At 74.3% G+C, this 25,951-nt stretch carries 25 protein-coding genes; 13 read left to right on the plus strand and 12 right to left on the minus strand.

The genetic code is table 11. The features are described 5' to 3' along the window. Positions 1 to 86 precede the first annotated feature (86 nt). Positions 87 to 1,484, plus strand: coding sequence for an MFS transporter (locus ACFV1W_RS20060; protein ID WP_380418307.1), 1,398 nt, complete (start codon positions 87 to 89; stop codon positions 1,482 to 1,484). A 9-nt stretch (positions 1,485 to 1,493) separates the two neighbouring features. Here the strand turns inward: ACFV1W_RS20060 and ACFV1W_RS20065 are convergent, their stop codons facing one another. Beyond that, complete coding sequence (locus tag ACFV1W_RS20065; RefSeq protein ID WP_380418309.1) at positions 1,494 to 2,375, minus strand: fumarylacetoacetate hydrolase family protein; 882 nt, start codon at positions 2,373 to 2,375, stop codon at positions 1,494 to 1,496. A gap of 105 nt (positions 2,376 to 2,480) precedes the next feature. Then, positions 2,481 to 3,689 (minus strand): acyl-CoA dehydrogenase family protein, encoded by a 1,209-nt coding sequence (locus tag ACFV1W_RS20070; protein WP_380418311.1) that lies wholly within the window; start codon positions 3,687 to 3,689, stop codon positions 2,481 to 2,483. Positions 3,690 to 3,936: 247 nt separating this feature from the next. Here ACFV1W_RS20070 and ACFV1W_RS20075 point away from each other — a divergent pair, with 247 nt between their 5' ends. The 3 genes from ACFV1W_RS20075 (at position 3,937) to ACFV1W_RS20085 (ending at position 6,626) form a co-directional block, all read left to right on the plus strand. Then, complete coding sequence (locus tag ACFV1W_RS20075; RefSeq protein WP_380418313.1) at positions 3,937 to 4,830, plus strand: sulfite exporter TauE/SafE family protein; 894 nt, start codon at positions 3,937 to 3,939, stop codon at positions 4,828 to 4,830. Then, positions 4,823 to 5,242 (plus strand): hypothetical protein, encoded by a 420-nt coding sequence (locus tag ACFV1W_RS20080; protein WP_380418315.1) that lies wholly within the window; start codon positions 4,823 to 4,825, stop codon positions 5,240 to 5,242. The genes ACFV1W_RS20075 and ACFV1W_RS20080 overlap by 8 nt, the downstream gene beginning before the upstream one ends. A gap of 118 nt (positions 5,243 to 5,360) precedes the next feature. Continuing rightward, complete coding sequence (locus ACFV1W_RS20085) at positions 5,361 to 6,626, plus strand: APC family permease (protein ID WP_380418317.1); 1,266 nt, start codon at positions 5,361 to 5,363, stop codon at positions 6,624 to 6,626. A gap of 184 nt (positions 6,627 to 6,810) precedes the next feature. On the opposite strand, the gene ACFV1W_RS20090 is transcribed toward ACFV1W_RS20085, so the two are convergent. From ACFV1W_RS20090 to ACFV1W_RS20120, 7 genes are all read right to left on the minus strand, one after another. Beyond that, on the minus strand, positions 6,811 to 7,710 hold the full coding sequence (locus tag ACFV1W_RS20090; protein ID WP_380418319.1) for a cytochrome P450: 900 nt from the start codon (positions 7,708 to 7,710) through the stop codon (positions 6,811 to 6,813). Beyond that, positions 7,650 to 8,015, minus strand: a complete 366-nt coding sequence (locus tag ACFV1W_RS20095) for a hypothetical protein (RefSeq protein WP_380418321.1) — start codon at positions 8,013 to 8,015, stop codon at positions 7,650 to 7,652. Before ACFV1W_RS20095 ends, ACFV1W_RS20090 begins: the two co-directional genes overlap by 61 nt. Before the next feature lie 53 nt (positions 8,016 to 8,068). Further along, entirely contained in the window at positions 8,069 to 8,809 is a 741-nt protein-coding gene (locus tag ACFV1W_RS20100) for a cytochrome P450 (RefSeq protein ID WP_380418323.1), read from the minus strand. Further along, positions 8,746 to 9,000 carry a hypothetical protein gene (locus tag ACFV1W_RS20105; RefSeq protein ID WP_380418324.1) on the minus strand — a complete coding sequence of 85 codons (255 nt, stop codon included), beginning with the start codon at positions 8,998 to 9,000 and terminating at the stop codon, positions 8,746 to 8,748. Before ACFV1W_RS20105 ends, ACFV1W_RS20100 begins: the two co-directional genes overlap by 64 nt. A 519-nt stretch (positions 9,001 to 9,519) precedes the next feature. After that, positions 9,520 to 9,996, minus strand: a complete 477-nt coding sequence (locus tag ACFV1W_RS20110; RefSeq protein WP_380418326.1) for a pyridoxamine 5'-phosphate oxidase family protein — start codon at positions 9,994 to 9,996, stop codon at positions 9,520 to 9,522. A gap of 388 nt (positions 9,997 to 10,384) precedes the next feature. Next, a complete protein-coding gene (locus ACFV1W_RS20115) occupies positions 10,385 to 12,550 on the minus strand; it encodes a SpoIIE family protein phosphatase (RefSeq protein WP_380418328.1) in 2,166 nt (721 codons plus the stop codon). Between the two features lie 447 nt (positions 12,551 to 12,997). After that, a complete protein-coding gene (locus ACFV1W_RS20120; protein WP_380418330.1) occupies positions 12,998 to 14,014 on the minus strand; it encodes a zinc-dependent alcohol dehydrogenase family protein in 1,017 nt (338 codons plus the stop codon). 94 nt (positions 14,015 to 14,108) lie between these two features. On the opposite strand from ACFV1W_RS20120, the gene ACFV1W_RS20125 reads away from it, so the two are divergent. The 4 genes from ACFV1W_RS20125 (at position 14,109) to ACFV1W_RS20140 (ending at position 16,536) form a co-directional block, all read left to right on the plus strand. Beyond that, positions 14,109 to 14,237: a hypothetical protein gene (locus ACFV1W_RS20125; RefSeq protein ID WP_380418332.1), complete on the plus strand. Its 129-nt coding sequence runs from the start codon at positions 14,109 to 14,111 to the stop codon at positions 14,235 to 14,237. Between the two features lie 44 nt (positions 14,238 to 14,281). Beyond that, positions 14,282 to 15,577, plus strand: a complete 1,296-nt coding sequence (locus ACFV1W_RS20130) for an SLC13 family permease (protein ID WP_380418334.1) — start codon at positions 14,282 to 14,284, stop codon at positions 15,575 to 15,577. Between the two features lie 28 nt (positions 15,578 to 15,605). Next, a complete protein-coding gene (locus ACFV1W_RS20135; protein WP_380418336.1) occupies positions 15,606 to 16,100 on the plus strand; it encodes a universal stress protein in 495 nt (164 codons plus the stop codon). A 64-nt stretch (positions 16,101 to 16,164) separates the two neighbouring features. Beyond that, the gene (locus ACFV1W_RS20140) at positions 16,165 to 16,536 is read left to right on the plus strand and encodes a hypothetical protein (RefSeq protein ID WP_380418338.1); all 372 of its coding nucleotides are present in this window, start codon (positions 16,165 to 16,167) and stop codon (positions 16,534 to 16,536) included. A 73-nt stretch (positions 16,537 to 16,609) separates the two neighbouring features. Here ACFV1W_RS20140 and ACFV1W_RS20145 read toward each other — a convergent pair whose 3' ends face one another. Both ACFV1W_RS20145 and ACFV1W_RS20150 read right to left on the minus strand, forming a co-directional pair. Further along, a complete protein-coding gene (locus tag ACFV1W_RS20145) occupies positions 16,610 to 17,107 on the minus strand; it encodes a hypothetical protein (RefSeq protein WP_380418340.1) in 498 nt (165 codons plus the stop codon). Between the two features lie 124 nt (positions 17,108 to 17,231). After that, positions 17,232 to 18,296 carry a LacI family DNA-binding transcriptional regulator gene (locus ACFV1W_RS20150; RefSeq protein WP_380418342.1) on the minus strand — a complete coding sequence of 355 codons (1,065 nt, stop codon included), beginning with the start codon at positions 18,294 to 18,296 and terminating at the stop codon, positions 17,232 to 17,234. A 244-nt stretch (positions 18,297 to 18,540) separates the two neighbouring features. On the opposite strand from ACFV1W_RS20150, the gene ACFV1W_RS20155 reads away from it, so the two are divergent. From ACFV1W_RS20155 to ACFV1W_RS20175, 5 genes are all read left to right on the plus strand, one after another. Then, positions 18,541 to 18,885 (plus strand): hypothetical protein, encoded by a 345-nt coding sequence (locus ACFV1W_RS20155; protein WP_380418344.1) that lies wholly within the window; start codon positions 18,541 to 18,543, stop codon positions 18,883 to 18,885. Positions 18,886 to 19,103: 218 nt separating this feature from the next. Next, a complete protein-coding gene (locus ACFV1W_RS20160) occupies positions 19,104 to 19,694 on the plus strand; it encodes a carbonic anhydrase (protein WP_380418346.1) in 591 nt (196 codons plus the stop codon). Positions 19,695 to 19,738: 44 nt separating this feature from the next. Further along, on the plus strand, positions 19,739 to 21,214 hold the full coding sequence (locus tag ACFV1W_RS20165) for a SulP family inorganic anion transporter (RefSeq protein ID WP_380418348.1): 1,476 nt from the start codon (positions 19,739 to 19,741) through the stop codon (positions 21,212 to 21,214). Positions 21,215 to 21,542: 328 nt separating this feature from the next. Then, the gene (locus ACFV1W_RS20170; protein WP_380418381.1) at positions 21,543 to 22,733 is read left to right on the plus strand and encodes a M20 family metallopeptidase; all 1,191 of its coding nucleotides are present in this window, start codon (positions 21,543 to 21,545) and stop codon (positions 22,731 to 22,733) included. Positions 22,734 to 22,935: 202 nt separating this feature from the next. Then, positions 22,936 to 24,654, plus strand: a complete 1,719-nt coding sequence (locus ACFV1W_RS20175) for a putative Ig domain-containing protein (RefSeq protein ID WP_380418350.1) — start codon at positions 22,936 to 22,938, stop codon at positions 24,652 to 24,654. Between the two features lie 176 nt (positions 24,655 to 24,830). Here ACFV1W_RS20175 and ACFV1W_RS20180 read toward each other — a convergent pair whose 3' ends face one another. Further along, a complete protein-coding gene (locus ACFV1W_RS20180) occupies positions 24,831 to 25,799 on the minus strand; it encodes an alpha/beta hydrolase (RefSeq protein WP_380418352.1) in 969 nt (322 codons plus the stop codon). Positions 25,800 to 25,951 lie beyond the last annotated feature (152 nt).

A 25,951-nucleotide genomic window follows, 5' to 3' on the forward strand; every position in this document is an offset into this window, starting at 1 on the left:
CCCCGGTGGCACCGGCTCACGCACCGGCGACGCCTGCCCGGATCGAGCCCGGCCCTTCCCGCGTACCCCTCGATCCGGTTGTGAAAGTGCTGCCCAGAATCACCGCACCGTCGCGCGCCCGGCGCGTTCTCGTCCCCTCCCCCCGCAAGGGCCCGGGCTCCGCCCTGCCCGTGGCGCGTTCGGCGGAGACCGGACCGGAAGCCTCCCGCGCGCCCTGGCGTTCGCTGCGCCACCGGAGCATGCGCTGGTGGTCGATGGCCAACCTGGTCTCCAACGCCGGGGCCTGGATGCAACTGACCGTCCAGAACCTCCTGGTCCTCCAGTTGACCGGATCGGCCGCGGTCACCGGTCTGTCGCTCGCCCTCCAGGTGGCGCCCGGACTGCTGCTGGGCCTGGCCGGCGGAGCGGCGGTCGACCGGTGGCCCCGCAAGACCACCGCCGCCGTGAGCCAGGCGGCCCTGGCCGTGATCGCCCTCGGCACGGCGGCGCTGGTGGCGCTGGGCGCGCTCAGCGTTCCCGTCCTCCTGGTGCTGGCGGTGCTCACCGGGCTGATCGCCACCATCGAGTCCCCGGCCTGCGCCCTGCTCGGCAACGACCTCGTCCCCCGTGAGGACGTGCCCTCGGCGATCGCGGTGGGCTCGGTGGTGCACAGCGTCGGACGCCTGGCGGGCACCGCCCTCGCCGGGGTCGTGGTCGGCCTGTTCGGGATGGGGAGCGCCTACCTGGCCAACGGCCTGTCCTTCGTCGTGGTGGCGCTGGTCATTCCGTTCCTGCGGCCGGCGGCGGGCGCGGCGCCGGCCGACGGACCGGAGCCGGACACCGACCGCCAGGGCGTCCGGGCCGGCGTCGCGTTCTTCGTCGGCCGGCGCCGCCTGGTCGCGGTGGCCTGCCTCACCGGCCTCGGCTCGATGCTCGGCCGCAACTACGGCCTCACCCTCGCCGCCCTGGTGAGCGGGGCACTGCACGGCGGGGCCCGGGAGTACGGTCTGATCGCCACCGTGCTGGCCGTCGGCGGCACGGTCGGCGCGGTGATCGCGGGTCGGCTGCGCAACCCCTCGGTGCGGCTGGTGGCGGTCCTGACGGCGGCCGGGGGGCTCCTCCAGTGCCTCGCGGCGCTCTCGCCCACCCTTCTCCTGCTCGCCCTGCTGGTCGTACCCATGGCCGTCCTGGAGTCGCTCAGCGACACGGCCGTGTCCACGATCCTCCAGACCGACCCGCCCGCCCACCTCCGCGGACGGGTCCTGGGCGCCTGGCGCAGCGTCAGCACGCTCTGGGGCCTGGCCGGCCCGCCGCTGCTGGGTGCCTCGATCCAGCTGCTCGGCGCGCGGGGCGCGCTGCTGGCCGGGGGGCTGCTGGTCAGCGGAGCGGTGGGCGGGGGCTCCGTGCTGAGCCGCCGGTCCACCGCCGGGCCGGCCGTCGACGGGGTCGGCGGCGCGGTCGGCGGCGCGCTCGGCAGCACGGAGCGGCTCGTCGCGGCGGCGTGATCCGCTGCCTCAGTCCAGGGCGGTGATCCGGTTGCCGAGCGTTCCGAGCCCCTCGATCGAGCACTCGACGACGTCGCCGGGCGTCAGGTAGCCCGGCGGGTCGGCGGCGAAGCCCGTACCGGCCGGAGTGCCGGTCAGGATGAGGTCGCCGGGCTCCAGCGGGACGATCCGGGAGATCGCGGCGATGGTCTCCGGGACCGAGAACACCATCCGGTCGGTACTGGAGACCTGCCGGGGCACGCCGTTGACGCTGAGCGCGATCGCCAGGTCGTGCGGGTCCGGGACCTCGTCGGCCGTGGTGATCCAGGGGCCCAGGGGGCAGCTGCCGGGCAGGCTCTTCGACAGGTAGTACTGCTTGTGCCGGGTCTGGAGGTCGCGCGCGGTGATGTCGTTGGCCACGCAGTAGCCGAAGACGTGGTCCAGCGCGCCGTCCTCGTCGACCCGCCAGGCGCGGCGGCCGATCACCACGGCGAGTTCGACCTCCCAGTCGATCTCCCGGGAGATCGAGAAGTCGATGCCGACGGGCCCGACGGGCGCGGCCACGCAGCGGCGGTCCTTGGTGAACACCACCGGGTGCCGGGGCCTGCGGTACTCCCGGCCGGCCGCGCGGTAGGCCTCCTCGCCATGGTCGGTGTAGTTCAGCCCCAGGGCGAACAGGTTGTTCGCCGGACGCGGCAGTGGCGCCAGCAGGTCGACCTCGTCGAGGGGCAGTCGCGGGCCGCGGCCGGCCCGCTCGGCGAACTCCGCCCAGGCCTCGGGCCCGGCCGGGAGCAGCTCGGCCAGGCCGACCGGCCTCCGGCCGTCCGCCGCGGGCAGCGCCAGGGTGCCGCCCTCCGGGTCGACCAGCGCGAGTCTCTCCGCGCCACCGGTCCGGACGGTCGCAACGCGCATCGTTCACTCCTTCTCGAACTGGGCGGGGCCGGTCACGCCCCGCCGACCGGTGTACGGCCGGCGGGCGTGACCGTGGGGTGCGTAGGTGCCGGGTTCAGTCGAGGCTCAGTCGAGCAGCCGGTCCAGGTGCTGGGCGACCGTGCCGCGCAGCACCTCCGAGGCTCCACCGGCCATGGTGAGCATCCGGGCGTCCCGCATCAGCCGGACCAGCGGCATCTTGTCCGACAGTCCGTTGGCGCCGCACACCTGGGCGGCGGCATTGGTGACCCGCTGCGCCAGCTCGCCCGTCACGTACTTGGCCATCGCGCTCGGCGCGCCGGTCTCGTCCCCGCCGGCCCACTCGCCCGCGGCCCAGTCGATGAGCGACTGCGCGGCCCGCAGCTCACCGACCAGCGGAGCCAGCGTGGACTGCATCGCCAGGTGGCCCGGCGAACCGGCCGGAAGACGGGCGTTGGCGTAGTCGAAGGCCGTGCGCAGCGCGCTCTTCGAAAGCCCCAGGCAAATCGCCGACTGGCCGAGCCGCTTTCCGTTGTAGTGGCGCATGATTCTACGCAGCGAAGTCCGGTCGAAACCGAGCACCACCTGTTCGACGGGTACGAACACATCGTGGTACCGGACGTGGAATTCGCCGAGCCCGCGCAGGCCCAGCTTCTCCTTCCGGTCGTCGATCTCGACCGTCCCGTCGCCGGCGCCGAGCTTGCTCCGGTCCACCAGGAAGAGGCCGACCTCGCGCGATTCGGCGGCCGGCTTGGCGACCACGAAATGCACCTTCCGGCGGGCCGCGCCGGTGATCCAGTCCTTCTCGCCGCTGATCCGGTAGCCGCCCTCGACCGGGGTCGCCACCGTGGTGAACCGGGCGACGTTCGACCCGGTCTGCGGCTCGCTCATCGCGAAGGCGGCCTGCTTCTCACCGGTGCGGATCGCTTCGAGGTAGTGGTCGCGCAGGTCGGAGCCCGCGTACTCGCGCAACATCCCGACCTGGCCCAGGTTCTGGTCCATCACCGCCTTGGCGACGGCGGGCGAGACCCGGGCCAGCTCCTCCAGCACGTCGAGCAGGAAGCGCACCCGCCCGGGGCCGCCGTGCGGCTGGTCGGCCCGGTAGCCGAGGGAGTTGGCGAACAGCCCCTGCCGGGCGATCTCGGCGAACAGTTCGGTGCCGATCTCGTCACTGCGGTCGATCGGTCCGGCCAGTGGGGCGATGCGCTCCCGGGCGAAGCGGCGGACGTTTTCCAGAAAGGCCGCCCCGCCGGTTCCGACGGGTTCGGCGATGGGGTCAGCGGCGGAGGGACGCTGCTGAACGGCTAACGGAGTCATGGATTTTGCCCTTTCCTCGGAGGAGAGGTTGCAGGCGCGCACCGATCGCACATCACGGTGCGAGCGGAATCGACGATGCCACTCTCCCGGGTCCGCCATGTTACCGACAAGTAAACTGTCCAGCCGGTACCGGTGGTGTACGTCACAGTCCCGCATTCCGCTGATTCTGCGTCAACTAACGTTCTGGTTCCGGAAGATGTGCACTCGGCACACGCTGTCCACGCGCCCCCCGGGAAAGGGCATGCCGATGACCTTGACGTTCACCAACCTCCTCGTACTGATACTCATGGGCGCCGCAGCGGGCGGCGTCGGCGCACTGACCGGGATCGGCGGCGGTGCGGTCGTCGTGCCGGTCCTGGTGCTCGGCTACGGCGTCTCGTTCCGCTCCGCGGTGGCCGTCTCGCTGGCCGCCGTCACCACCAACTCGGCCACCGGCTCCGCCGCCTATCTGCGCCAGGGCCTGACCCACAAACGCCTGGCGTTCAGCCTGGAGGTGACCACCACCGTCGGCGGCATCGCCGGAAGCCTGGTCACCGCCTTCATCCCGCGCCCGCTCCTGGAGGGCGTGTTCGGCATCAGCCAGTTCCTCTCCGCCGAACTCACCCGACGGCGCAAGCGACTCCCCGCCCCCGAGAGCGGGTCGGCGCCCGCCGGCACCCCGCCGGACGCGCTCGCCCGGCACGGACTGCGGGCCCTGGAGGGCCGCGGGGCACTGACCGGCCTGGTCGCGGACGAGACCGACGGCACCCCACGCTCCTACCGGGCCCGGCGCCCGCTCCTCGGCGCCGGCGCCTCCATGGCGGCCGGGATGCTCTCCGGGATGCTGGGCATCGGCGGCGGCTTCCTCAAGGTGCCCGCGATGACGGTGGGCATGGGCGTTCCCGTCCGGGTGGCCACCGCCACCAGCCAGTTCATGATCGGCATCACCGCGGTGGCCAGCTTCGTGGTCTACTTCGCGGCCGGCGTGGTGCAGCCCCTGCTGGTCGCCCCGATCGTGCTCGGCATCACCACCGGGTCACTGCTCGGCTCCCGGCTCTCCGGCCGGCTCTCGGTGGGCACCATCGAAGCCGTCTACACCACCGTGGTGCTCGCTTCCGGCCTCTCCTTCCTGCTCGGCGCCTTCGGAGTGATCGATGTCTGAACTGCCCACCGAACTGCCCACCGACGGGGCCGTCCCCGCCACCGCCCCGGAGTCCGGGCCCGCGACCGGTCCGGCCCCGGACGCCCTCGCCGAGGAGGCGCGAACCAACCGGCTCACCGCCACCGTGCTGCTCGCCGCCAGCGCCCTCGCCCTGGCCCTGGTCCTGGCCGGTCTGATCGCCGCACTGGCCGCCGGCGACCGCACCGCCCGTCCGCTCGCCCTCGCCGACCTCGCCTCCCAGCACGGCACGGGGCCCCTACTGCTCGGCCTCGGCCTCCTCGCCCTGTCCGCCGCCCCGGCCCTGGGCATCCTGGTCACCGTCGCCCGCTGGCTCCGCACCGGCGACCGGCGCCACGCCCTGCTGGCCGCGTTCGTGGTCGCCCTGCTCCTGGGCGGCGCCCTGCTCGGCTGACGGTGACGCGCTCCGGGAGCCCCGTCCGGCGCGGGAGGGCGCACCGCGACCCGGTCGGGGATCCGCCGGTCCAGTAGGGTGCGCGCCGACATCGAAGAGCGTCGAAGGGCACGGATCCATGGGTACATCGGCACAGGCGACCGGGCCGGAGGAGCTGCGGAGGCACCTGGGCGTGTTCGACGCCGTGGTGATCGGGCTGGGGTCGATGATCGGCGCCGGTGTCTTCGCCGCGCTCGCGCCCGCCGCCGGGGCCGCCGGGTCGGGGCTGCTGGTCGGGCTGGCCCTGGCCGGAGTGGTGGCGTACTGCAACGCGACGTCCTCGGCCCGGCTGGCCGCCCGCTATCCGCAGTCGGGCGGCACCTACGTCTACGGCCGCGAGCGGCTGGGCGAGCTCTGGGGCTACCTCGCCGGGTGGGGCTTCGTCGTCGGGAAGACCGCCTCGTGCGCGGCGATGGCCCTCACCGTCGGCTCGTACGTGTGGCCGCAGCAGGCGCACGCGGTGGCGGTCGCGGCGGTGGTGGCGCTGACGGCGGTGAACTACGTCGGGGTGCAGAAGGCCGCCTGGCTCACCCGGGTGATCGTGGCCGTGGTGCTGGCGGTGCTGGCGGCGGTCGTCGTCGCCTGTCCGACCGGCGGCGGCGCCGATGCCGGCCGCTGGGCGGTCGGTGCGGACGCCGGTTTCCACGGCGTGCTCCAGGCGGCGGGCCTGCTGTTCTTCGCCTTCGCCGGGTACGCGCGGATCGCCACCCTCGGCGAGGAGGTCCGCGATCCGCAGCGGACCATCCCCCGCGCGATTCCGCTGGCGCTCGGCATCACCCTGGCCGTCTACGCCGCCGTCGCGCTCGCCGTCCTGGCCGTCCTCGGCCCCGAGCGCCTGGCCCACGCCACCGCCCCGCTCGCGGACGCCGTCCGGGCCGCCGGGGTGCCCGGCCTGGCCCCGGTGGTACGGGTCGGCGCGGCCGTGGCCGCGCTCGGCTCACTGCTGGCTCTGATCCTCGGCGTCTCCCGCACCACCCTGGCGATGGCCCGTGACCGCCACCTGCCGCCGGGGCTCGCGGCCGTCCACCCGCGCTTCGCCGTGCCGCACCGCGCCGAGCTCACCGTCGGCGCCGTCGTCGCCGTGGTCGCGGCCGTCGGTGACGTCCGCGGCGCGATCGGCTTCTCGTCGTTCGGGGTGCTCGCCTACTACGCCGTCGCCAACGCCTCCGCCTGGACGCTCACCGCCGAGGAGGGGCGGCCGCCGCGCGGCGTGCCCCTTATCGGTCTGGCCGGCTGCCTGGTCCTGGCCTTCGCCCTGCCCGCCGCGTCGGTCCTGTGGGGCGTCGTGGTGCTGGCCCTCGGCGCCGCCGCCTACGGCGTGCGCCGTGCGGGCGGGAGCGGCTGACCAGCGGTCAGGCCCTCCCGCCCGGTCCGGCGGGCCGGTCGGCTGCCAGGACGGGACGCACCCTGCGGCGTCCGCCCGCTCCGAACGGGCTTCGCGGCGCTGCGGCCCCGGTGACGCCCCGAGGGCGAACCGCCCCAGGGCGGGTCCACCGGCGGCAAGGGCTCCCGCACCGGGGCGGCTCAGCTCACCAGGTGACCGGCACGGCCGCAGCCGTGATGGCCATCCGGTTGGGGTGCCAGGGCACTTCGGCCGCCGGGACGGCCGGCCGCAGGCCGGGGAAGCGCTGGGGCAGCACCCGGAAGGCGATGTCGGACTGCCGGCGCACCAGGTGGGCGCCGGGGCAGTGGTGACGGCCGTGGCCGAAGCGCAGATGGGGGTTGGGCGAGCGGCCCGGCTCGAACCGCCCGGCGTCGGCGAACGCCCCGGGGTCGAAGTCGGCCGCGTCCAGCGAGAGCAGGCCCAGGTGACCGGCCTTGACCCGCGCCCCGCCGAGGGAGGTGTCGCGGGTGACGAAGCGCGGGATGGCGTTGCCGAGGACGACGCTGCACCGCAGCAGATCCTCCACGTACCGGGGCGTCTCCTCGGGCCTCTCCCGCAGCGCGGCCATCGCCTCGGGGTGCTGGAGCAGGTTGAACGCGGCGACGCCCAGGAAGCTCGCGAAGTCCTCGTAGCCGCTGACGAACAGCACGGCGACGATGTTGGACAACTGCCGTTCGTCCAGCCCCCGGTGGGCGTCGTTCAGATCGGCGAGCCGGTCGGCGAGACCGCGCGGGCGCCCGGGGGTGCGGGCGGCCATGAAGGCCGCCATGTGGGCGCGGATCTCCTCCCAGTTGGCGGCGAGCTCCGCGTCGGAGTACGTCGCCATGGTGAGGTCCTTGTCGGCGCGCTCGGCGAGCCACTCGCGGTCCTCGAAGGGCAGCCCGAGCAGCCGGCACAGGCACTGCGCGGCGATCCACTCGACGAAGTGCCGCTGGAGGTCGCCCGGCGCGCCCTCGGCGGCCATCCGCTCCAGGCCCTCCGAGGTCACCCCGGCGACCCAGTCGGCGGGCAGCTCGGGCTGGTTGCGGCCGAGCGCCGCGAGCACCGGTGGTTCATGGCGTCCAGCAGTTCGGGTGCCAGGATCGGGGCGTCCTGGGTCGGGCTGTCGGCCTCGCCGAGTACGGAGCGGGCGAAGGCGCGGTCGCGCAGGACGTCGCGGGCCAGCTCGTAGCCGGTGACCAGCCACGCCTCACCGCCGGAGCTGGTCCTCACCCGGGCGACCGGGCAGCGGCTGCGCAGTTCGTCCAGTTCGGGGGCTAGGCGGTCGCCGTCGGTGCTGAACGGGTAGCGGGGCAGCGGGTGGTCACCGGCGGTGTCGTCGGTGGCGGTGGGAGCCTGGGGTGCGCTCACGTGGCGCGGTCCTTTCTGGGCGGATTCGGAGGTGTCGGGCAGCGACGCCGTCGTCACCAGCGCACGGGCAGCCTGGCAGGGGCGCGCAGCGGGGTGGTCTCGTCCCAGGGCAGCGACTCGGCGGGCTCGGCGAGTTCGATGCCGGGCAGCTCCTCCAGCAGCACCTGGATCACGACGGCCAGTTGCATCCGGGTCAGGTGTGCGCCGGTGCAGGCGTGCGGGCCGTGGCCGAAGGCGAGGTGCGGGTTGGGCGTGCGGGCGAGGTCGGTGAACGCCTTGGGGTCGCGGTTGGCGGAGGCGGGCACCGGGACGACGGCGTCGCCGGCCCGGATCCGCTGGCCGTGGAGGGTGAAGTCCTCCTCCGCGACCAGGATGTTGGTCGCGTTCATCAGGGGGACGTGGCGCAGCAGTTCGTCCACCGCCGTGGGGATTCCGGCGGGGCGCTCGCGCAGCCGGTGGAGCTGGTCGGGGTGGGTGAGGAGGGTGAGCAGGGCGTTGCCGGTGTGCTGCATGTTGGTCTTGTAGCCGGCTATCAGCATGGCGACGACGAAGCTGGCCACGTCGTCCCTGGTCAGCTCGGCGCCGGGGCGGCGGCTCTCGGCGAGGAGCATGCGGATGTGGTCCTCCTCGCCGTCCTCCGCCTCCTTGCGGGTGATCAGTTCCGGGGCGTAGTCCTGGAGGGCGTGCAGGGCGGCGAGGATCTCGTCCCTGCTCAGCCCGGCGGCGCCGATCAGGGTGAGGGTGTGCGGGAGGTAGCGGTCGCGTCCTGGTGCGGGAGGCCGATGGTCTCGCACAGCACCCGCAGCGGCAGCGGTTCGACGTACGCGGCGACCAGGTCGGCCGTGCGGTCGGGCGCGGCGTCCGTCATCGCGTCGATCAGCTCCTGTGCGATGGCGCGGATGCGGGGCCGCATGAACTCCAGGCGTCCGCGGCCGAACAGCGGCAGGACGACTCGGCGGACGCGTTCGTGGTGCTCGCCGGTCATCTCCAGGAAGGTCGGCAGGCAGGGCGGCGGCGCGTCGTCGCCCTCGACGGGCGGCCAGGCGGACAGCAGGGGGCCGGACCAGCCTCGGGTCGGCGAAGGCGGCGCGGGCGTCCTCGTAGCGGCTGAGCAGCCATGGGGCGGCCGGTGGTGCCGGAGGTGACGGCGACGTAGGCGCAGTCGGTGGCCTCGGCCAGGACTCCGGCGGCCCTGACGGGCCCGGGGGACGCGTCGTCGACGACCGGGACGCTCACCCGCAGTCCGCGCACCCGGCGTTCGGCGCCGGGCAGGGTGACGGCGGCGCGCAGTCCGGCGTCCTCGGCCATGGCGCGCAGTCGGACCGGGGCAGGTCGTCGTCGAGCGGCACGTACGCGCAGCCGGCCTTGAGGATGCCCAGCAGCGCTGTCAGCGCCTCCGGGGAGCGGCCGCGTCATTGGTCCTTCTCGGGAGGGTCGGCTGCGACCCCGGCTGCGGCGGCGGTGCCGCGCCGCGCCGTGCGTGGTCTGCCGACGGCAGGCCCGGTCAGCCGGCGGTGTCGGCGGCCGGGTCGGCGGGGTCGGTGAAGTCGGCGGCGAAGGCCGCGAAGTCGGCGGTGCGCCAGCGCTGGGGGCGCAGCCGGAACAGGATGTCGTCCTTGAGCTGGTCGGCGGTGGCGTCGAGGTAGCCGCGGGCCTCGTCGGGCTGCAGGTAGCGGTGCGCCAGCGCGTCCCGGACGGCCGGCGGCACCGGGTCCTCGACGGCGACGACGGGCCCCTCGACGCTCACGTACCGGTAGGGCCGCCGCTCGTCCTGCACGCAGAGGCTGAACCGGCCGGCGGCGCGCAGCAGTCGGCCCTTGACCGTCTCGCGGCCCGTCTGGACGAGGACCTCGCCGCCGGGCTCGTACCCGTACCAGACCGGCACGCTCAGCGGCGCCCGGTCGCCTTCTCTGGGATCCGCGACGCTCAGGACCCCGACCCGCCGGTCGGCGAGGAAGATCTCCCGGTCGTGCCGTGACATGGCGGGCAGCATCAGTCAATCCCCTTCGTCGGTACGGATGTCGATGTCAGCGGTGGTTCCGGGCGCGCCTTGCCCGCGGCGGGCGGCGCGCCGGCTGCTGGGGGGACGGGACGACGGCCGCCCGCCGGGTGGCGCCGGCACCGGTGCGGCGGGAGGCCGCAGGTGCGCCCCGGTCGGGCCCTGGTTCGTCTCCGCGGGAACAGCATGACGCTCTTGGCACGTACAGTGACGGAGAGATCTACAGTCGTGACCATGTCATTCACTGCCTGAATCCGACCGTCCGCGAACGACCCGCCGCGCCGGTTGCCGGAACCGCCGAACCGGCCGTCAGGGGCCCGACCGCGACCAGGACGAGGATCCGTTCGATGAGGCCGTCCGCGGCCCCGGCTCAGCGCGCGACGGAGCGGACCAGCAGGAGCGCGATGTCGTCCGTGCGGTGTTCCGTGTGGCCGGCGCGGCCGAGGAGGGCGTCGGCCAGCCCGGCGAGGGGTTGGGCGCCGTGGCGGGCGAGGGTGGCCGTGAGGTCGGCCAGCGCCCGGTCGAGGTCGGCGCCGGGCGTGTCGACCAGGCCGTCGGTGTACAGGGCCAGGGTGGTGCCGACCGGCAGGGGGAGGCGCAGCTGCGGGTACTCGGCGGCGGGGTCGACGTTCAGGACCAGGCCGACGGGCGGCTCCACGACCTCCGCCAGGCCGTCCGGGCGGTAGAGCAGGGGTACGGGATGGCCGGCGGTGGCCAGGCCGGCCTCGCGGGCGGCGAGGTCGACGCAGAGGTAGGTGCAGCTGGCCAGGAGCGTCGTGTCCAGGTCGACCAGCAGGCGGTTGGTGCGGGCCAGCACGGTGCTCGGGTCGGCGTCGGCCGCGGCGAAGGCTCGCACGGCGGTGCGCACCTGGCCCATCAGCGCGGCGGCGTTGACGTTGTGGCCCTGGACGTCGCCGATGACGATGGCCACGCTGTCCGGCCCCACCTGCATGAGGTCGTAGAAGTCGCCCCCGACGTCCATGCCCTCGGTGCACGGCAGGTAGCGGGCGCTGACCTCCAGGCCGGGGACCACGGGCAGCACGTGGGGCAGCAGGCTCTCCTGGAGGCCCTGGGCGAGTCCGAGTTTGGTGTCGTACAGCCGGGCCCGGTCCAGAGCCTGGGCGACCAGGCCGCCCAGCGAGGTGAGGACGGCACGCTCCTCCACGTCGAAGTGGTGCGGTTCGGCGAAGGCCAGCACACAGGTGCCGATCAGCCTCCGCGAGGTCACCAGCGGCAGGTAGGCCCAGGCGGCCATCCCGTCCTGGGTCTCGGGGCGGTTCGGGTAGAGCAGTTCCAGCTCCGCCCGGTTCTCGAAGAACGCCGGCACGCCGTTGGTCGACGCCTGCACGCCGGGCGTCGACTCCGTCAGCGGGGTACCGTCGAACCGGTCGACCTGGCCGGGCGGGTAGCCGCGGTGCCCGACGATGCGCAGCCGGCCGCCCTCGGCCATCAGGACCGCGAAGGCCTGCCCGCCGAAGGCCGGCACGATCTGTTCGGACACCATGCGCACCACGTCCTGGACGCCGATGGCCTCGGTCAGCGCACTCGCGAGGTGCAGGACGTGGTAGAGCGCTCCGGGCCGGGTGTGCACGGCCCGCTCGGCCGAGAATCCTGTGTGCTGGTGGTGCCGGGCGGCGTCCCCGGCGGCTTCGGGGGCGATGCCGGGGTCGACGGCGGCGATCCGCGCGGTGAGCCCGGAGGCGTCCGGGAAGAGCTGGAAGGACAGCCACCGGTCCGGCGGCCGCAGCGCGACGAAGGAGGTGGACTCCCCGCTGATCACCGCACCCCGGTAGTGGTACTCGTACACCGGATCCCGCAGCCAGGGCAGCAGCGCCCACGGGCGCGCGCCGATCAGCCGTTCCGCCGGTTCGCCGAGCAGTTCCACGGCGGCGGGCGTGACCGCGGCCACCCGGCCGTCCAGATCGATGTCGCAGATGCCCTCCGGCAGCCGCGATATCGCCGACACCAGGAGGTCGGCGACCCGCTCCTCCGCCAGCACGGGCCGTGGGCCGGCCCGGATCGGGCTGCCCGCCCCGGCCGCCTCCGCCGCCACCCCGGCCAGGCGGGCCGCCAGCTCACCGAGCCCCTCACGTTCGAGGGCCGACAGCTCGGAGGGATGCGAGGCGGGCCAGAGGATGAAGAGCACACCGTACGTGACCCCCCGTGTGACCAGCGGAACGGCCCCGAGGCAGAACGCGTACGGCATGGCGACCGCGAGCCTCGGGTACCGGCGCGCCATGTCGTCCCCGCCGCCCACCCAGACGATGCGGCCGGTGCGCGCGGCTTCCGCCACCGGGATCGGCGCCGCCAGCCCGACGTGCCGCCAGGGCCTGGTGAACTGCCGGGCGGCCCCCAGGGTCACGGCGAGTTCGAGCACCTGCCTGTCCTCGGACAGGAGGTAGAGGCCACCCATGTGCGCGTCGAGCCGGTCCGGCACCGACCGCATGATCCGCGCCAGCGCCTCGGTGTCGCGCCCGGCCGTCGCCCCGGCCGCCCCTCGGCCGGGCCTCGACGGCGACTTCCCCGGCATGGTCATCACAGAACCTCGTTCGAGCCGACAAGCGCAGCTGGAGCCTTCCTCCATAGTCGCCCGGACGGCCCCGTGCGTCCCGTCGTCCCGTGGCCCGGGGTGCGCGCGGTGCCCTGCTCGGGCCCTGAGCGGCCTGGGTGGACGGCGTACCCGCGGTTCGGTGGGGGCCGGGGTGGGGCGGGCGGGTTACCGGCCGGTGCGCCGTGGCCGCCATCCTCCGGGCCCGGGGCACGGAAGTACTCGGCGTGACAGTCGTCCTTCAGCTGTCGGTCACGTTCAGCGCCAGTGGCACGGACGTGCTGGCGGGGGTCTTCCTTGAAGGACGGGCAGAACACTGCGGAAGTGCTCTCCACGGGGCCCGAGGGTTCCCCCTGAGCGCCGAGGCTCTGGTCGCGGAGATCGGCTGCTGCCTGGACCGCACGGAGCGGCTGAGCCCGCCGGACGAGGCAGCGGTCAGGGCTTGAGGAGGGCCTTGACGGCGCGGCGCTCGTCCATCGCCCGGTACCCCTCGGCGACCCGCTCCAGCGGCAGGGCGAGGTCGAAGACCTTGCCGGGTTCGATCCGCCCGGTGAGGACGTGGTCGATCAGGTCGGGCAGGTAGCGGCGCACGGGAGCCGGGCCGCCGCGCAGGCCGACGTGGGAGAAGAACAGCTCCTGCCCGTCGACGGCGACCCCGTGCGGGACACCGACGAAGCCGACGGTGCCGCCGGGCCGGGCGGAGCGCAGGCCCTGCTGCACGGCCTCGGCGGTGCCCACGCACTCCAGCACGCTGTCGGCGCCGATGCCGCCGGTCAGCTCCCTGATCCGGGCCACGCCCTCCTCGCCGCGCTCGGTGACGAGGTCGGTCGCGCCGAACTCCCGGGCCAGCCGCTGCCGGGATTCGTGGCGGCTCATCGCGATGATCCGCTCCGCGCCCATCGCCTTGGCGGCGATCACCGCACACAGGCCCACCGCGCCGTCGCCGACCACCACGGCGGTCGAGCCGGGCTTCACCTCGGCCGCGTCGGCGGCCCACCAGCCGGTGCCCATCACGTCGGAGACGGCCAGCAGGCCCGGCCAGAACTCCTCGCCGGGCACCTCCTCGGTGGCGACCAGGGTGCCCTGGGCGTTGGGGATGCGTACGTAGTCGGCCTGGCAGGTGCTCATGAACTCGCGGTTCAGGCAGTTCGACGTGAAGCCGTTGCGGCAGTTCGGGCAGGTGTTGTCCGAGGTGGCGAAGGAGCCGACGACGAACTGGCCGGGGCGCAGCCCGGTGACCTCGCTGCCGACCTCCTCCACGAAGCCGACGTACTCGTGCCCCATCGGACTCGGTTCGCCGACGGTGTCCAGGCCGCGGTACGGCCACAGGTCGGAGCCGCACACGCAGGTGACCGCGGTGCGGATGACCGCGTCGGTGGGGTGGAGGATCTCCGGGTCCTCCAGGGTCTCCAGGCGGATGTCGCCGGGGCCGTGGATCACTGTTCCGCGCATGGCCGGGGGTTCCTTCGCGTCGCGGGGCCGGGGATGTCCTGCCGGCCCTCTGCCTTCCAGGGAACCCGCTCCCGGCGCGCTCAGCGAGTCACCGGTGAGGGGTGTACCGGAGACCGCCCCCGAGCGGGTCTGCACCGCCGAACCGGGCTCCGCGAGCGAGGAGGGCCTGCGCCTGCTCTCCTCCTGGGGCGCGACCCGGGAGGCCGTCCGGGCACCCGAGTGAGTTCGGGGAGGGTGGCCGGGCGCGTGCCGGGGCTGTCTGGTTCGATGGGGTCACACCGTCACCCCAGCACGAGGAGCAGGGCCCTGAGTACGTCGTTCGCCGAGGCGCTGTCCGTCGGGTTGCTGGTGCTGGTGCTGGTCTGCGCAGTGGTGCGGCCGTGGGGGTGGCCGGAGGCGGTGGTCGCCGTTCCGGCGGCGGGGCTGGTGGTCGCCACGGGCGCGATCCCACCCGCGCACGCTCTGGCCGAGGCCCAGCGGCTGGGGCCGGTGATCGGGTTCCTGGCGGCCGTGCTGGTGCTGGCGCAGCTGTGCGACGACGAGGGGCTGTTCCAGGCGTGCGGGGCGTGGATGGCCCGGACGTCGGCGGGCAGTGCGCGGCGGCTGCTGGTGCAGGTGTTCGCGGTGGCGTCGGTGGTCACGGCGGTGCTGAGCCTCGACGCCACGGTGGTGCTGTTGACGCCGGTGGTGTTCGCGACGGCGGCCCGCCTCGGTGCCCGGCCGAAGCCTCACCTGTACGCCTGCACGCACCTGTCGAACACCGCCTCGCTGCTGCTGCCGGTCTCCAACCTGACGAATCTGCTGGCCTTCGCCGCCAGCGGGCTGAGCTTCACACGGTTCGCCGCGTTGATGGTGCTGCCGTGGCTGGCGGCCATCGGTGTGGAGTACGTGGTGCTGCGCCGGTTCTTCGCCGCCGACCTGGAGGCGGCCGTCCCGGTCCCGGCGGGGGCGCAGGCGCCGCAGATGCCGCTGTTCGCGCTGTTCACGGTGGCGGGCACGCTGGCCGGGTTCGTGCTCACCTCGGCGGTGGGGATCGATCCGGCCTGGGCGGCACTTGCGGGCGCCCTGGTCCTCGCCGTGCGGGCGCTCGTGCGGCGCCGCACCACTCCGGCGGCGATCGTGCGCTCGGCCGCCGTGCCGTTCCTGGCCTTCGTCCTGGCGCTCGGTGTGGTGGTGCGGGCGGTGGTCGACAACGGGCTGGCCTCCGCGCTCGGGCACCTCGTCCCGCACGGCACCTCGCTGGCCGCCCTGCTCGGGCTCGCGGCGCTGGCGGCCGTCCTGGCGAACGTCATCAACAACCTGCCCGCCACCCTCGTCCTGCTGCCGCTGGCCGTCCCCTCCGGCGCGGGCGCCGTCCTCGCGGTGCTGCTCGGGGTGAACATCGGCCCCAACCTGACGTACGCCGGGTCGCTGGCCACCCTGCTGTGGCGCCGCATCGTGCGCGAACACGACGGTGAGGTCGGCCTGGGCGAGTTCACCCGGCTCGGACTGCTCGTCGTGCCCGCTGCCCTGGTCCTGGCCGTGGTGGCACTGTGGGGGTCCCTGCGCATCATCGGGGCATGAGGAGAACGCGAATGAGGAGGCTGAGCCCGTGACGGTCGTCGTGTGGATCACCGAGGGCACCTGGCCCGCCTGCGTCGACGCCGCCCGCGCCCACGCGCCGCGCGACGCGCGGATCGTGCTGCTCCACGTCAGCGGCCCGGACGTCCCCGGCCTCGCGCACGGCGCCTTCGCCGGTCTGCTCGGACGCGGCCACCGCGAGCGCGATCCCGGCGACCGGGTGGAACGCCTCGCCGACGCCTCCGCGCGGCAGCTCCTCGACGCCGCCGCCGACCGGCTCGCACGGCCCTGCACCCGCCTGGAGCGCACCGGCCGTACCGAACGCGAGGTCGTCGCGGCGGCGGAGGACGCCGAACTGCTCGTCCTGGCCCGCGACGGCGACCGCACCCGCCTCGGGCCGCACAGCCTCGGCCCCACCACCCGCTTCGTCGTCGACCACGCCCCCTGCCCCGTCCTGTTGGTCTGGCCGGAACCCGCACCCGGCACCGACACCCTCCCGCCCCCGCCGGAAGGCCCTCGGCGCTGACCTCCGGGGGGCCAGCCGCCGCAGGACGGCCCGGACGGCCTCCGGGGGCACTATTCTCGGGTCCATGTCGAACCCTGATGCGCTGCTCGTCGACATCGCCGCGATGGTGGAGTCCGAGGGCAGCAACCAGATGCCTCTGACCGTGGTCGTCCCCGGGGCGGTCATCACCGGCCGTCTGGCACCGGAACGCCTGTGGCACGAACGAGTGGCCGAAGTCCTCGCCACCTCGGACCACTTGAAGCCCTTCGGCGCCCTCTTCGCGACCTCCGCCGCCGGCGACAGCACTCCGCCCGCCCGTCCCACCCACCTGCACCTGCACGTCGCCCGCATCCTCCAGGGCAGCTTCGGCCTGCCCCACACCGGGGGCATGTACCGCATCGCCATCGCCGACGTCAGCAGCTGGACGGTGGGCGACCTCAGCTACTCCGACCAGTGACACCCCGTACGGGCCGGGCTCCGCGGTGCGGGGCCCGGCCCGTACGCTCGACCGAGGCCCGCACGAGCCGCGGTCAGGCGCCCTCGGGGTCGCGGCGTTCCAGCCCGGCCGCCCTGGCCCGGGCCGTCGCGACGTGGGTCGCGATCGACACCGCCAGCCGCTTCGGGCGGCGTACGTGGACGAGGAGCAGCGGCTCCGGCTGGTCCCGGACCAGCAGTGCCACCGCCGCGTGGTGGAGCGTCACGTGTTCCCGGCGGCCGGCCCGGTGCCCCTCGGTGCGGCCGGGGACGAACCTGACGTCCAGGATGTCGGCCCAGTCCAGCAGCACCGACTCCGGCTCGTTCGCGGAGCGCAGCCGCAGGCCCTCCGGGCGCACCTCGACGGCCCGTAGGCCCAGGCTCGGCGGGATCCGTCCGGCGACCAGGAGGCCGCCGATCACCACGGCGTCCACCACCAGCCCCTGCCACCAGATGCCGTTGTACATCAGCATCCAGAAGAGCAGCACCAGGGCGTAGCAGGCCCACTTCCAGACCACCATCGGAACGTAGCGGTGGACACGGTGCATGCTCACGACCCCGCCGCCCGGTCCTGCTGCTGCCATCGACTCCCCCAACCCAAACGTTTGGCCCAATCGTTTGGGTTGGATGATAGGCACGCACCGGCGCGGGCGCCAGGGGCCGACGGGTCCTGCGTGATCAGAGAAGTGACGGACCGACGGGCCCGCCGCTGGAGGCCCGTGCCACCAGCTCGGGCGCGAGCCGCCGGGACCGGGCCGGCCGACCGCCCATCCGGCGCAGCAACTCGCGCACCGCGACCCGGCCCTGCTCCGCCATCGGCGAGCGGACCGTGGTGAGCGCGACCGGCAGTTCGGCGGCGACCGGGGTGTCGTTGAACCCCGCCAGAGCGAGGTCCTGCCCGGGGCGCAGGCCGAGGTCACGGGCCGCGCCGAGGACCCCGATGGCCGCCAGGTCGTTGACGGCGAACAGCGCGGTGGGGCGGCGGGTGGTGGCGCCCAGCAGGGCGGTGGCGGCGGCCCGGCCGCCCGTGGTGTCGAAGGCGCAGTGCCGGACCAGGGCGGCCGGCACCGGGAGGCCCGCCTCGGCGTAGCGGTCGACGAAGCCCGCGGTGCGGTCGGTGCCGGTGCTGGCGAAGCGCTCGCCCGCGACGCAGCCGACGTGGCTGTGCCCCAGCCTCAGGAAGTGCTCGGCGACCAGGCGGCCGCCCTGGTAGTCGTCGCAGGTGACGGCGGGGAGGTCGCCCTCCGTACGGCGGTTGACCAGCACGTGGGGCGTCCCCTGCAGGGCCGGGTCCACCAGGGCGGCGCCGTCCAGGTGGGCGTCGCCGATGATGAGGCCGTCCACTCGCCGCCCGAGGACCATCGCGATCCGCTCGCGCTGGCGGACCGGGTCGTCCTGGCTGTTGGTGACGAAGGCGGCGAGCCCGTGCCGGGCGGCCTCCTCCTCGATGCCCTCGTAGATGGTCGCGACGACGACCTCGGACAGCCGGGCGAACACCACGCCGATCAGATTGCTGCGCCGGGTGCGCAGGCTCACCGCGGCCGGGTTGCGACGGTAGCCCAGTTCCTGGGCCAGATCGCGGACCCGACGGGCCGTCGGTCCGGAGGCGGCCCGCCGCCCGTCGCCGTCCCGGCCGTTCAGGACCCGGGAGACGGTGGAGACGTCCAGCCCCAGCTGGTCGGCGATCACCCTCAGCGTCACCGGACGGCCCTCGATGCCCACGCTCGACTTCCTCTCCTCCATGGCCGCCCATTCTCCTCGATCGCCGGTCCGGCTGTCCTACGTCCGGTCGGCGCGGGCCGGTCGGGCGTAGGACGTGATGCCGACCGTCCACATGCGGAGCCGCGTGGAGCACGTCATCACTTTTCACCAGAACTGATTCACGGACCGTTCACCGGAAGGCAGGAACTCGCCCCGGCGCCGAGTCGTCAGAGTGCGTGAGAGTTCAAAACCTAGCCAAAACCAGGGAAAGGAACGGTCAACGCCCATGGCGAGGAGAGTGGTCGGCACCGTAGCCGTGGCCCTCCTGGCCGTGGTGGGCCTGCTGCTGCTGTCCCCGTCCGGATCCACGTACACCCGGGACCCCAGCCGCCCCCGGGCGGCCACGGCGGCGAAGCTCGCCGAGGAGGCCGTGCCACCCAAGTGCGCGCCCGGCCCCGCCTGGACCCGGCCCCGGAGCGTCCGGGCCCCTCAGCACCAGCCCGAGCCGCGACCGGCCCTCGACCACGAGGTCCCTGCCGTCGACCACCCGTCGCCGGAGGCAGTCCCCGAACCGCCGCACCCGGCGGCCGCACAGGACAGACCCGCGGTCCTCCAGGTGTTCCGCTGCTGATCGGCACCGACCGCGCCCGCACGCTCGTCCTCGGCGGCGACACCCCGGAAGGGTGGCGACACCCCAGAGGGGCTCCGCCCCGCCGCCCCACGCCCGGCAGTTCACGACGGACCACGGCACGACCGCCGCCGTCGCGCTCCGCGCTGCCTCCGTACCGAGCGGGCACGGTCCCGAAGTCCCCGCACCCACAAGACTTCCGAAGGGCCCGAGGCACCGACATGCAAGCATTCATCGACCACGCCCGCACCTTCCGCCGCCGCGCCGCGCAGGACGCCGACGCGTTCGGGCGGCTGGCGGCGGGCCAGCACCCGCAGGCGCTGTTCATCACCTGCTCCGACTCCCGCATCATCCCCGCCGCCGTGACCGGCGCCCGACCGGGGGACCTCTTCGAGCTGCGCACCGCCGGCAACATCGTCCCGCCGTACCAGCCGTCCGTCCCCTCGGCCGAAGCCGCCACCATCGAGTACGCGGTCGAGGTCCTGGGCGTCGCCGACATCGTGGTGTGCGGCCACTCCCACTGCGGCGCCGTGGGCGCCGTCGTGCGGGGCGACGACCTCACCGGCGTGCCCGCGGTGCGCGACTGGCTCGCCGACGGCACCGCGCTGACGCCCGACGGTGCACCGGGCCACGACCTGGCCGCCCCCGCACAACGCCACGTCCTGGACCAGTTGGAGAGGCTGCGCACCCATCCGAGCGTCGCCCGCGGGGTCGGCGAGGGCCTGCTCGGCCTGCACGGCTGGTTCTACGAGGTGCACACCGGCGCGGTCCTCGCCCACCGCCCCGGCGCCGACGCCTTCCTGCCGCTGTGACACCGCGGCCCGCCACCTCCGGACTCCCACCGATGAAGGCTCCCATGCGCTTTCCCACTCCCGGTCCCACGTTCAAGTACGACCTGACTGCCTCGCTCGTCGTCTTCCTGGTCGCCCTCCCGCTGTGCGTCGGCGTCGCCGTCGCCTCGGGCGTGCCCGCCGAACTCGGCCTGATCACCGGCATCGTCGGCGGCCTGGTGACCGGGCTGCTCCCCGGCAGCAGCCTCCAGGTCAGCGGTCCCGCCGCCGGGTTGACCGTCCTGGTCGCCGAGACCGTGCAACGGTTCGGTCTGCCCGCGCTCGGCATCGTGGTCACCGCCGCCGGCCTGCTCCAGCTGCTGCTCGGCGCGCTGCGCTGGGGCCGCTGGTTCCGCGCCATCTCCGTCGCCGTGGTCGAGGGCATGCTGGCCGGCATCGGGCTGGTCATCATCGCCGGACAGCTCTACGCGATGGCCGACCGGCCCGCGCCCGCGAGCGGGATCGACAAGCTCCTCGGTCTGCCCGCCCTCCTCGCCCGGCTCGCCTCCTCCCCCGCCGCCGGCTACTCCTTCGCGACCGGCGCCGCCACCATCGCGGTGATCGTGCTGTGGCAGCGGCTGCCCGCCAGGGCCCGGGTCGTCCCGGGCGCGCTGGTGGCCGTCGTGCTCGCCACGGCCGCGACCTGGCTGCTGGACCGCCCGCTGAGGAAGGTCGAGGTCAAGGGCCTGCTGGACGCCGTCCAGCCGCCCGGCACCGGGGCGTTCGAGCAGTTCGCCCCCGCCATGGTCGTCACCGTCGTCGCCTTCACCCTCGTCGCCTCCGCCGAGAGCCTGTTCAGCGCCGCCGCCGTCGACCGCCTCCACAACGGGCCCCGCACCGACTACGACAAGGAACTCATGGCCCAGGGCGCGGGCAACACCCTCTGCGGCGCCCTCGGCGCCCTGCCGATGACCGCCGTCATCGTCCGCAGCGCCGCCAACGTCCAGGCCGGCGCCCGGACCAGGGCATCCCGCGTGCTGCACGGCGCATGGCTGCTGCTCTTCGCCGCACTGCTCCCGGCAGCGCTCGGCGTCATACCCGTCGCGGCGCTCGCCGGCGTCCTGGTGCACGCCGGGTTCAAGCTCCTGCCGTTCAAGCAGTTCGGCCCGCTGTGGCGCGAGCACCGCTCGGAGGCGCTCGTCCTGCTGGCCACCGCCGTGGCCATCGTCACGGTCAACATGTTCGAGGGCGTGCTGATCGGCCTGGGCCTGTCGGTCGTCAAGACGGCCTGGGAGACGTCCCGGCTGCACGTGGAGACCCAGGAGCAGCCCGACGGGCACGTCCGGGTCCGCCTGACGGGCAACGCCACCTTCCTGCGGCTGCCCAGGCTCCTGGACGCCCTCGAAGCACTGCCGGCCGACCGCGTCGTGGAACTGGACCTCAGCGGTCTGCGGCACCTCGACCACGCCTGCCAGACCGCACTGACCACCTGGACGGAGCGGCACAACGCCAACGCGCCCGAGGAGGTGAGGCTCGTCCCCGTCCTGGCCGCGCAGGCCTGACCCGGGGCCACGAGCGCGCCGCCGCACCGGGGCTCCCGGCGCGGCGGCGCGTCAGCCCGAGGCGGCGAGGGCGGTCAGGACCATCACGGCGGGCTCCTTCCCCATCACGCTCACCCACCCCGTGAGGACGGTCGCTCCGCCGGACCGTCTCGACGGAGCCCGGGCCCGGCGGCGCCCCGGCTGCGGCGCGTCACGGATCCGAGAAACCGGGCGGACGGGCCGCACGAGCGCGGATCATGGAGCCAGCCAGACCCGACCCCCGCCTGGAGGCACCGTGTCCGACCTTCCCTCGTCCGCCGCCCTGCTCGACCGCCTGGCACTGCCCGAACTGACCCGCTCCGCCGCCCTGCTGCAGCCCGGACTGGTGGCCCTGAGGCGGGAGTTGCACCAGGAACCGGAGATCGGGCTCGACCTGCCCAGGACCCAGGCCCGGCTGCTCTCCGCGCTCGACGGACTGCCCCTGGAACTCACCCTGGGCAAGGGCCTGAGCTCGGTCACGGCGGTGCTGCGCGGCGGCCGCCCCGGGCCGAAGGTGCTGCTGCGCGCCGACATGGACGCCCTGCCGGTGCAGGAGACCGTACGGCTGCCGTACGCCTCGAAGATCCCCGGCGCGATGCACGCCTGCGGGCACGACCTGCACATGGCCGCGCTGGTCGGAGCCACCCGTCTGCTGGTCGAACGGCGCGCCGAGCTGGCGGGCGACGTGGTCCTGATGTTCCAGCCCGGCGAGGAGGGGGCGGGCGGCGCCCAGCGGATGGTGGACGAGGGGGTGCTGGACGCGGCCGGCGAGCGGGTGGTGGCCGCGTACGCCCTGCACGTGGCGGCCGCCCTGCTGCCCAACGGACTGGTCACCGCCCGCCCGGGGCCGATGCTGGCCGCCTCCGACACCCTGCGGGTCACCCTGCGCGGCCGTGGCGGGCACGGCTCCAGCCCGCACTCGGCGCTGGACCCGGTGCCGGCCGCGTGCGAGGCGGTGCTGGCCCTCCAGTCGATGGTGACCCGGCGGATCGACGCCTTCGACCCGGTGGTGCTCACCGTCGGCATGCTCAGCGCGGGCACGGCGGCCAATGTGATCCCCGGCGAGGCCCGGTTCGAGGCGACCCTCCGCTCCTTCTCCCCTCGCTCGCGGGAGTTGGTGCACGGCGAGGCCCTGCGGGTGGTGCGCGGGATCGCGGCGGCCCACGGGCTGGAAGCGGTCGCCGAGGTGGAGCCCGGGTACCCGGTGACCGTCAACGACCCGGTGGAGGCGGACTTCGCGACCGGCCTGGCGGCCCGGCTGTTCGGGCCGGAGCGGTTCGTCCCGATGCCCCAGCCGATCGCCGGCTCCGAGGACTTCGGTGTGCTGGCCGCCGCCGTCCCGTCGGCGTTCCTGATGCTGGGCGCGGCCCCGACCGACGGCCGCGACCCCTTCACGGCGGCCTACAACCACTCCCCCGATGCCGAGTTCGAGGACAACGTCCTCGCCGACGGCGCCGCGCTCCTGGCCGCCCTGGCCCTGGGACGGCTGGCCCGCGGGTAGGGGGCGAGCGGTGAGCGGCGAGGAGATCCCGTGAGCTGACGGTGTGGTGGCTGTGCAGGCCTTCCCGGATGGGGTGAGCGGTGTGGCGATGCCCCGTTTCGTCGCGTTCCGTTCAAGCGCCGCTTACCCCATCATGGGACGGTGTCATGCGCCTACGCGCGTAGCACCCCTCTGCACCCCCACGACACAAGGAGTCTGACCCGTGCTCAGACGCACAGCTGCCACCCGCCCGCTCGCCCTGGGCGCCGTCGCCCTGGCCGTGCTCACCGCCGCCGGCGCCGTCCCCCACCGGGCCGTGGCCGCGACCGCCGCGGCTCCCGCCGCCACGACCGCCCAGCACCGCGTGCTGTTCGACGACACCAAGGCGGAGACCGCGGGCAACGCCGACTGGACCATCTCCACCAGCCAGCCGGACCCGCTCGCCGAGAACGCCAACCCGCAGTCCGAGACCGACTGGACCGGCGCCATCTCCAGCTGGGGCGTCGCCCTGCAGAAGACCGGACAGTACAGCCTCAAGACCCTGCCGAGCGGCTCCACCATCACCTACGGCACCGGCGGAGCGCTGGACCTCGCCAACTTCGACGAGTTCGTCCTGCCCGAGCCCAACATCCGGCTCAGCGACGCCGAGAAGACCGCCGTCATGAAGTTCGTCCAGAACGGCGGCGGGCTGTTCCTGATCTCGGACCACACCCAAAGCGACCGCAACAACGACGGCTGGGACTCCCCCGCTGTCATCAACGACCTGATGACCACCAACTCGGTCGACAGCAACGACCCGTTCGGGCTCTCGGTCGACCTGCTCAACATCCAGACCGACAACCCGACCGCCGTCAGCGACGCCAACGACCCCGTCCTGCACGGCCCGTTCGGCACCGTCACCGGCAGCATCATCCGCAACGGCACCACCTTCACCCTCAAGCCCGCCGACAACCCCAGCGTCAAGGGCATCGTCTACCGCACCGGCTACTCCGGAACCACCGGCGCCTTCTTCGCCACCAGCAGCTTCGGCAAGGGCCGGGTCGCCATCTGGGGCGACAGCTCGACCATCGACGACGGCACCGGCGAATCCGGCAAGACCCTCTACAACGGCTGGAACGACCCGGCCGGCACCGACGCCGCTCTCGGCCTCAACGCCACCGCCTGGCTCGCCTCGGGCAGCGGCAGCGGCACCACCGGCGGCGTCACCCTCACCAACCCGGGCGCCCGCACCGCCACCGCCGGCAACGCCACCAGCCTCCAGCTCTCCGCCACCGACACGGCCGGCGGAACCCTGAGCTACGCCGCCTCCGGCCTGCCCGCCGGCCTGAGCCTCAACGCCACGACCGGCCTGATCGGCGGCACCCCGACCACCGCCGGTACCTACTCCGTGACGGCCACCGCGACCGACTCCACCGGCCCGTCCTCCTCCGTCACCTTCACCTGGACCGTCCAGTCCAGCGGCAGCGGCGGTGGCTGCACCGCCGCCCAGCTGCTCACGAACCCCGGTTTCGAGGCCGGGACGACGGCCGGCTGGACGGAGACCAACACCGGCGGCAGCAGCGCCGTCAACAGCAGCTCCAGCGAGCCGCCGCACTCCGGCACGTACGACGTCTGGCTGGACGGCTACGGCAGCACCAACACCGACACGCTCGCCCAGACGGTGATCCTGCCGACCGGCTGCCGCACCTACACCTTCAGCTTCTGGCTGCACGTGGACACCGCCGAGCCCACCACCAGCGCGTACGACAAGCTGACGGTGACGGCGAACGGCACCACCCTGGCGACCTACTCCAACGTGAACGCGGCCGCCGGCTACCAGCAGCACAGCTTCAACCTGTCCGGCTACGCGGGGCAGACCGTGATCCTGAAGTTCAGCGGCGTGGAGGACTACACCAAGCAGACCTCCTTCGCCCTCGACGACACGGCCGTCAACGTCGGCTGATCCGGCACCGGGTGCCCTCCCCGGGGTGGGGGAGGGCAACCCCGGCGGGGGGACGTTGCACCTCCGGTCCGGAAACCGCCGGCGGCGGGCGTCGACGAGCCGGAGGAGCGCGCCGCGCTGGCCGCGGCCCGGTCGGTGCCCGGAGCGCCGGCTGACGGACCGACCGGGCCAACGGCTCATTCCGGCGGGAGGATGCGGCGCAGCCAGCGGGTGCGTGCGGCGTGGGCGTCCCGGGAGACGGCCGCGTGGGGGGCGAGGGTGTCGAATCCGTGGCAGGCGCCGGGCCACACGTGCAGTTCGGCGTCACCGCCCGACCGCCAGACGCCGTCGGCGTAGGCGACGGCCTCGTCGCGGAAGGTTTCGGCGGACCCCACCTCGATGTAGGCGGCGGGGAGCCGGGACAGGTCGGTGGCGCGGGCCGGGGCGGCGTAGGGCGAGAGGTCGGCGGCGCCGTAGCGGTCGCCGAGGACGGCCTGCCAGGCGGTGGCGTTGGAGGCGCGGTCCCAGGTGTCGTGGCCAGCCATCTGGCGGCTGGAGAAGGTGTCTCCCCGGTCGTCGAGCATCGGGCTCAGCAGCAGCTGGCCGACCGGGGCCGGGCCACCGCGGTCGCGGGTCAGCAGGGCGAGGGCCGCGGCGAGCCCGCCACCGGCGCTCTTGCCGCCGATCACGAGGCGCCGCGCGTCCACGCCCAGCGCGTCGGCGTGTTCGGCCACCCAGGTGAGCCCGGCGTAGCAGTCCTCGACGGCCCCCGGGAAGCGGGTGCGCGGCGCCAGCCGGTACTCGACGGACACCACCGCCAGCCCCAGCGGCAGCGCCCACGAGCGCAGCAGCCGCGGCAGGACGGACCATGCGTTGCCCGTCACCATTCCACCGCCGTGCAGGTAGTACAGCAGCGGCAGCGCCCCGCCGACTCCGGCGGGACGCCCGGACAGGAGCGTGACCTCTCCCCCGCCGTCGGCCCGGGGCGCGCGCAGCTCCGCCACCTCGAAGCGGCCGCCGTCGCGCAGCTGGTCGAGCGTCGGACGGGGCCGGGCGGCGGCGTCGCGCTCCTGCCAGGCCGTCAGGCCCTCCGGGGTGAGCACCTCGCGCGCCCGCCCGCCGGCGGCCGCCACCGCGGCGCCCACCTGCGGATCCAACGGAGGCACCCGTCGAGTCAGTACCTCATCCACCACAGCGCCCCTCCCCGAGGGCCCCCGGTGGCGCCCCGACCGGTCCAGCTTGCCAGCCGGGCGCCGCACGGCCTACCGGCGGCCCCGTCCCCGGCCGCGGAAAACCGGTGGCCCGGAGGACCGGCCTG

Source organism: Kitasatospora sp. NPDC059648, assembly GCF_042734825.1.
In the GTDB taxonomy this organism is placed as follows: Bacteria; Actinomycetota; Actinomycetes; order Streptomycetales; family Streptomycetaceae; genus Kitasatospora.